Consider the following 6,000-nt stretch of genomic DNA (forward strand, 5'->3'; position numbering starts at 1 on the left):
TGGACATTACCCGCGTCGGGAACATGAAGCTTCCCTTAGCCTGAAGGTTCCGTCTGGTGCTGCGGTCAGGAACGTTCCCAATACCGTCTCGTTTTCCAACAGACCGGAAAGTCGGATTGCGCTTCGCGCCGCGTGGTAGCGCGCGATGGATTTCAAGTTTTGTAAATCCGAAAGTGCCGATCGAAGACACTGCGAGCAATGAATATTGGAGGAAATGCAGATGAGCATGAGAAAGAGTAGGTTTCTGCTGTCCACAGCACTGCTGCTCGCCGGCGTCAGCCTGGCAGCGGCGCAAGGCATGCGTGAAAGTGGCGGCGGCGGAATGGGCGCCGGCGGCGGCTCCGCAGAGCACGACAAGTCGGGAGGCGGAATGTCGCAGGGCGCGGGCGGTGGATCCCGCGGTGAAGGCATGACGCAGGGCCGGGCCGCGGAGCCACGCGAAGGCCGGGCGGAAAGCCCTGCGGCCGGTCAGTCACGCACGGAGCGTGGCGAAGGTATGAGGGAGGGCGGCCGCGCTGCGGAGAGAGACCAGATCGGCAAGGATCAGCGGGGGCAAGCGGCTGGTCCGTCACGCACCGAGCGTAGCGAAGGTATGAGGGAGGGCGGCCGCGCTGCGGAGAAAAGCCAGATCGGTAAGGATCAGCAGGGTCAAAAGGACCAAACCATCGGCCAGCGCCGTGGCGATCGCGACCAACCTCGTCAATCCGAGCAAAAGGCGCAAGACAAGGATCAGTCCTCGGGCAAGCAAAACAGTCAGACCGTCGGACAGGGGCGCGGCGAGCGCGACCAGACGCGACAGTCCGAGCAAAAGGCGCCGCAGGGCCAGAAGGACCAGGGCCAGAAGGACCAGAGCACGACAACCGGCGCCAACACCAGGCAGAGCAATGCTCCTGCCCCGGGTCAGGCCACGCAGGGTCAGACGACGCAGGGGCAGACCACGCAGCAGAGCCAGGGCGCAACGACCGGCACCCAGGCCGCTGCGCCGGCGCAAAACCAGAGTACGACGACCCAGAGCATGGCGGGCCGCGTATCGGTCAATGCGCAACAGCAGACCACGCTGCAGCAGTCGGTGCTCAGCTCGCGCAACGTGGCGCGGGTTAACGCCAGCTCGATCAACTTCCAGGTCAATACCGGCGTGGTGGTGCCGAGAAACATCAACGTGGTGGCCGTCTCGGCCTTTCCGGCGCTGATCGATGTGTTCCCGGACTTCAGCGACGACAGCTTCTTCGTGGTCGACGACGAGATCGTGGTCCTCGATCGGAGCCGCCGGATTGTGGATGTTGTTCCGGCAGGGCCGCGGACGCGGTTCAGCCACGCCGGCAGGATCGGCGGTGGCGGTGTCAGCGGTGGCAGCGTTGCTGCGCTCAATCTGAGTCCCGAGGAGATTCGTGTCGTGCAACAGGTGCTGATCGAGCGCAGATTGCTGACCGGTGAAGCGGATGGCGTGCTCGGCACGCGGACGCGCGAGGCGTTGATCACCTTCCAGCGGCAGCAAGGCATCCAGGCCAGCGGCTCGATCGATATCAGCACGGTCTCGGCGCTTGGCGTCTCCAACAAGATTAGTGCCACCCAGAGCCAGACCACGACTGGTCAGGGACAGACGAGCCAACAGCAGCCGGCGCAACAGGGCACGACCGGACAGAACACCGGTCAGGCCAATGCTCCGGCGCAGCAGGACCAGCCGACAACTGGCCAAGCGCAGCAGAACCCGCCCGCGACAACCGGGCAGGCTCAGCAGAACCAACCGGCAACGACCGGGCAGGCTCAGCAAAATCAACCGGCAACGACCGGACAGGCCCAGCAAAACCAGCCGGCAACAACGGGACAGAGCGGGACGCAACAGCCTTCCGGTCAGACGACCGGACAAGCCGCGCCTCCGGCCCAACGCAACAATCCGCCGGCCGCCAACCAGAATATGCCGTCCGGGCAGCCCAACCAGAGCAATCCTCCGGCATCGAGCCAGCCGGCCGACAATTCTCAAGGCAAGAAGTATTGAGGACGTGATGCTGAGCCCCGCTTCGGCGGGGCTCTTTTTGTGCCGCGGTACCGCGGAGCGTTAATCGCGTCCGCACGATCCACCGCGGCCGAAGCTGTCCGTGAAGGTGGAGAGGAAGGCCGTTCGAGCGACGGCTCGCGTTAGACCGCAACGACTTCTCGCATCGCTGCGAAGATCCCGCGAGACCGTCTACATTCAGGACTTTCAAATGCGCGAAAGGCGGGGCCTACGAACGGTGCTTTCTCCTTCCTCTAAACCGAACGGCGCCTGGTAGGTCGAGCTAGACGTGCGTACGTCGAAGGAGAAGTGGTAGGGAAGTGAACGTCGACGACACCCAACGAGATCTGTAACCGCCTGGCCGCTCGCGGCGTGTCGAGGCTCTCACCGACATTCGGCATATGGCACCGCGCGGAGGCGGCGAATTCGCGGCTCTCAGAAAGCATCGCCGGTTCAAGATCAGCTCTGGATGGGTGCCGCGACCAAGAATACCACCGGCGAGTGGATTGATCATTGGATGGAACGGGCAATCAGCGATAGCGGCGGTCGTTTTAACCTGGCCAGATGATCCCGGGAACAAGTCCGCTAATGTGACTGGTTCCTTCGTCTCAGCTTCACCTGCTGCCGAGCCGGCCTTCTCCTTTTCGCAAATGCTAAAGCTGCACCACGGCAGTCCATACGGGCCTCGTCGGCACATGTGGGCTCGAATGCGGAGGCCTCTGTTCAAAGGAACGGTTGCGCTTTGCCCTTCGTTTGTACGCCGGAGGACAAATGCCATGAACGTGCTGGATGAGGATACCAAGTCGCTTTGGATGGAGACATTCATCCCGGCGGCTTCGCGCTTTTCGGGTCAGGAACGTGCCGATGTCGGCGTGGTCGGCGCGGGCATCGCCGGTCTGTCGGTTGCCTATGAACTGGCCGCGCGCGGGCGCTCGGTCATCGTGCTCGACCGCGGCAGAATCGGCGGAGGAATGACGGCGCGCACCACCGCGCATTTGGCGACGACCCTGGACGACGACTACAAGGAGTTGATCAGGGTCCGCGGTGAGGATTGCGGCCGGCTGTATTACCAGAGCGTCGCCGCTGCGATCGACCGTGCGCAGGCGATCCAGTCTGCCGAGGGGATTGACTGCGATTTCCGGCGCGTCGATGGCTATTGGGTGTTGGCGCCGGAAACGCTGCCATCGCATCTGGATGAGGAATTCGAAAGCTGCAGGAAGCTCGGAATCCCCGTCGAGCTTTGCGGCGATCCGACCCCCATCCATCACGGCGGTCTTGCGCGCTCGCTTCGTTTCCCCCGGCAGGCGCGCTTTCATCCAACCAAATACCTTGCCGGATTGGCGAAAGCGCTGCATCGGCGCGGCGCCAGGCTTTACGGTGACACCTGCGTCGAGACGATCGAGCACGGCCGCGGCGAAATCGTTCTCAAGACGTCAGGCGGCGAGGTGCGGGTCACGGACGTTGTCGTCGCGACGAACTCGCCCGTCAATCTGCAGGTCGCGATCCATACCAAGCAGGCGCCCTATCGCACCTATGTGATTGCGGCCAAAGTCCCGGCCGGCTCGCTGCTGGATGCACTGTATTGGGATACGCTCGATCCCTATCACTATGTCCGCCTGCAGCCGGCTTCGGCGGATGAGGACATCGTGATTGTCGGCGGTGAGGACCACAAGTCCGGCGAGGCCGACGATGGTCAGGCGCGCTTTGCCGCACTCGAGCAGTGGACGCGGGCGCGGTTGCCGATGATCGGCGAGATCACCCATCGCTGGTCCGGCCAGGTGCTCGAACCCATGGACTTCACTGGCTTCGTCGGACGCAGCCCGGACGAAGCGCATGTTTTCCTCGTCAGCGGCGATTCCGGGCAAGGCATGACCAATGGCCTCGTGGCAGGCCTGCTGATTGCGGATCTGATCACGATCGGCGGCAATAGCTGGGAGGCCGTCTATTTGCCGGAGCGCAAGATCTCCAAGAACATCACAACCTTCATCAGCGAGAACATCACGCCGCTGAAGAACTTTGCGGAATATCTCGGCGCCGACGCACTTGCCTCGGTGGAGCGGCTTCGCTTGGGAGAGGGCAGGCTGGTTCGCAGCGGATTGAAGAAGATTGCCGCCTGCCGCGATCGCCAGGGCGAGTTGCACCTGCTGTCTGCAAGCTGCACCCATCTTGGTTGCGTCGTGCATTGGAATTCGCTGGAGCAGTGCTGGGATTGCCCCTGCCACGGGTCTCAATTCGCGCCGGGCGGCACTGCGCTCAATGGGCCCGCCGTATCTCCGCTCGCGCCGGCGGAAATTCCGCCGAGTGCCCAGGCCGCGGAATAGCGACAGGTGACAGCCGCGGAGGAAGAGGCCTGCCACATCGTATGCTTCGGCGGCTTCCCGTTCACGCGGCATGACATGGGCTCGCGTCCGACGGATCCTCGAGGGAGTTCGATGTGATCTACCTCGCAATGGGTAGCAAGGTTCGTTCCGAGCATTCGCTTGCGCTGGGCGCGGATCATACGGCGGAAGGCTGATTGTCGATGACAAGCAGCAGAGCACGATCAGAGGTCTTTATAGATTGGTGAAGTCGATCGCTTGAGCCATGTTCAAAATTGCTAGAGTTTCAGCGAGTCGCCTTAGAGGCCCAAGCTTTCCGGTCAGCGTCCGGCCGACCAAGGCGGATGTCGTGGCCGCACGATTCATCGCCCGCAACACTGCGCCGGCTCCGGAGATGGTAGCCCGCGCCCTGACTTGGGGTGCCGACGAGAAGGTCCTGCTGGTCCTGGCGGCGGCTGGTTGGCTCGCGTCGCGCGGACGGGGCGAGCCGCTGCGGCGCGCCGGCAACCATGCTCTTCTGGTCACGGTCGCGGCGTCGCTGCTGCCCCATGGTTTGAAGCTTCTGTTCGACCAGACCCGACCGGACCGCAGGACAGTGATCGGGCACCTCCATGGCGTCCCATTTTCCGGGAAGCGTGAGGACGCCTTTCCCTCCGGCCACGCGCTGCACATGGGAGCCTTGGCATCGGCGGCCGGCGCATTGCCGGCCGGTCCCCGTCGGGCGATCCGCGCCGTTGCGGTCGGCATCTCGCTGACGCGGTTAGTCGTCCTGGCGCACTGGGCGAGCGATGTCGTCGCAGGTTTCGCGCTGGGAGCGGCTCTCGAACGGTTCCTGCGGCTGTGCACCGGCTACCCGCTCGACGCTTTAACGGAGAACGATCATGCCGACCCTTGAGGATCTAAAGGGGTATGCGGAACGCGCCACCGGTTTGCGGCGCCCCGGTAAGCGGAAGGCTGGGGACCTTGCACAAGTGCGAAAGCCTCACACTATTCGCTTCAAGGACGACGGTCTTGTCCCCAATCATCCGCGATGGCCACTGGTCATCTACCGCGGCGCCGTCGATCTCGATCAACGCCACGATCCTGCCGCCGTGCTCGAAGATCTGTTCGAAGCGAACGGATGGCGCGATACTTGGCGCAACAGCATCTACGATTACGAGCATTACCACTCCCGGATCCACGAGGTGCTCGGCGTTGCACGCGGCAAGGGGCGCGTTCGGTTCGGCGGGAAGAAGGGCAGAATATTCACGTTGAAGGCCGGCGACGTCGCCGTCCTGCCCGCCGGCACGGGGCACCAGTGCCTGGGGGCGGATGGCGACTTCCTCGTCATCGGCGCCTACTCGTACGACGAGTGCACCTCGGTCGAGGACCATCCGCGCGCCCTCAAGACCATTCCGAAGGTCCCGGTGCCGCGCAAGGATCCGGTCTACGGGGCCGGCGGGCCGCTCGCGAGACTCTGGAAGAAGGCAAAATGACCGAGGACGTCGTCCGCTTTCTCATCGGGGGCGCCGTCGTATCGGGCTTCGCGATGCTGGGAGATCTTCTACGTCCCAAGAGCTTCGCCGGTCTCTTCGCAGCCGCACCCTCGGTCGCGCTCGCCACGCTCGGGATTGCGGTGCACCAGCACGGGGCGCACTATGCGACCCTGCAAACGCAGGCGATGCTCGCGGGGGCGATCGCGCTCGCCGT

General features: G+C 63.8%; 5 protein-coding genes. All 5 read left to right on the plus strand.

From position 1 onward, the window contains the following. Positions 1-226: 226 nt before the first annotated feature. Positions 227-1,996 carry a peptidoglycan-binding protein gene (locus Q2941_RS41030; protein WP_458196056.1) on the plus strand — a complete coding sequence of 590 codons (1,770 nt, stop codon included), beginning with the start codon at positions 227-229 and terminating at the stop codon, positions 1,994-1,996. 773 nt (positions 1,997-2,769) lie between these two features. Then, a complete protein-coding gene (locus Q2941_RS41035) occupies positions 2,770-4,314 on the plus strand; it encodes an FAD-dependent oxidoreductase (protein WP_458196057.1) in 1,545 nt (514 codons plus the stop codon). A gap of 262 nt (positions 4,315-4,576) precedes the next feature. Next, positions 4,577-5,206, plus strand: coding sequence for a phosphatase PAP2 family protein (locus Q2941_RS41040; RefSeq protein WP_458196058.1), 630 nt, complete (start codon positions 4,577-4,579; stop codon positions 5,204-5,206). Then, the gene (locus Q2941_RS41045) at positions 5,193-5,786 is read left to right on the plus strand and encodes a cupin domain-containing protein (RefSeq protein WP_458196060.1); all 594 of its coding nucleotides are present in this window, start codon (positions 5,193-5,195) and stop codon (positions 5,784-5,786) included. The genes Q2941_RS41040 and Q2941_RS41045 overlap by 14 nt, the downstream gene beginning before the upstream one ends. Then, positions 5,783-6,000: DUF3147 family protein (locus Q2941_RS41050; protein WP_458196061.1), on the plus strand; the 218-nt coding region annotated here is incomplete at its 3' end. The genes Q2941_RS41045 and Q2941_RS41050, both read left to right, overlap by 4 nt.

Source organism: Bradyrhizobium sp. UFLA05-153 (assembly GCF_054185185.1).

Coding starts and splice junctions, on each gene's coding strand:
- Q2941_RS41030 (WP_458196056.1), top strand. CDS start 227: ATGAGAAAGAGTAGGTTTCTGCTGTCCACAGCACTGCTGCTCGCCGGC.
- Q2941_RS41035 (WP_458196057.1), top strand. CDS start 2,770: ATGAACGTGCTGGATGAGGATACCAAGTCGCTTTGGATGGAGACATTC.
- Q2941_RS41040 (WP_458196058.1), top strand. CDS start 4,577: ATGTTCAAAATTGCTAGAGTTTCAGCGAGTCGCCTTAGAGGCCCAAGC.
- Q2941_RS41045 (WP_458196060.1), top strand. CDS start 5,193: ATGCCGACCCTTGAGGATCTAAAGGGGTATGCGGAACGCGCCACCGGT.